General features: G+C 53.1%; 2 protein-coding genes. Both read right to left on the bottom strand.

The features are described from left to right. Positions 1-625 (bottom strand): IS3 family transposase (locus AC6CHO_RS17200; RefSeq protein ID WP_498216702.1); only part of this gene is annotated, 625 nt, incomplete at its 3' end. After that, positions 592-1,074: a helix-turn-helix domain-containing protein gene (locus AC6CHO_RS17205; protein WP_498216701.1), complete on the bottom strand. Its 483-nt coding sequence runs from the start codon at positions 1,072-1,074 to the stop codon at positions 592-594. The genes AC6CHO_RS17205 and AC6CHO_RS17200, both read right to left, overlap by 34 nt. Positions 1,075-1,131 lie beyond the last annotated feature (57 nt).

The raw sequence follows: 1,131 nt of genomic DNA on the forward strand, positions 1-1,131 counted from the left end.
GATGCTGATACTGGAAACCTTGATCCGTATGGACCAACAGCTTCTTGTTGAAGTCCCGGGAACCTAAAGCCAGTGCCAAGCTTTCTTTGGTGAACGCCGTGGTAGGTGAGGAGGCGATCGTGTAGCTCAGGATGCTGTGGTCAAACAGATCCATGATGGGAGGCAAATACAGTTTTCTCTGATCAACTCTGAACTCAGTCACGTCACTGACGTAAACAGTATCCGGTGCTTCCACGTCAAAATGCCGTTGCAACAGATTCTCAGCGATCTTGCTCTGCCCACCCTGATACGAGTTATAACGCCGCTTCGGACGCGCTTTGGATTGGAATCCCAGGATCCGCATCAGCTTGCGGACCAGCTTCCTACCGACATTCCAGCCTTCAGCTCGAAGGTCCATGTGAACTCTTCGATACCCGTAGCGTCGTTTGCTGTTCTCAAAGGACGTGGTGATGGCTGTTTTGAGTTCCGCATGCGGATCCGCCTGGTCCATCAGTTTCAGGTGGTAGTAATAGGTTGACCTGGCCAATCCTGCCGCGGCCAGCAGGTCTGCGAGGTCGTGTTCTGACTTGAGAGTGACAATCGCCTGGGTTTTTAGCGGTGCCCCTGCTCCCTCAAGTCCCGCAATTTTTTCAGGTAGGCTACCTCGGCGAGCAGTCGCTTGTTCTCCCGACGGAGCTTCTCTTCTTCGCTCAAAGGTTCAGGCTGAACGGCGCCTTTAGGCCGCCCTTTGGGTTTGGGCATGAGCGCTTCGTCCCCACCTAGGCGCCATGCTCGCGCCCAAGTCTTCACCATTTCCTTTGAACTGATATGGAACTCGGCGGCGAGATCCATACCAGTTTCACCGGCGAGGTACCGGTCAACGACTTCCTTCTTGATCTCGAAGGAATACGCAGTCTTGGTTGGCTTTTCCATAAGACAAAGCCTGCCATGTAATCTCCACCGATCGTAAAGCTTCTCCGTGGCGGAGTAACGAACGTTTAGTTGGCTGGCAGCAGCTTTCGATCCCATGCCGGCTTCAAAAAGATCAACGAGTCGTTCTCGTTGGCCCTCGGTTAATGTGCTGCGTGTTCGCATGAAAATGCTCCCCAAAAGTAGTCGACTTTTACAGTCCAACTTTTGGGGAGCAGTTCA

It is taken from the genome of Glutamicibacter sp. GQ173 (genome assembly GCF_059759215.1).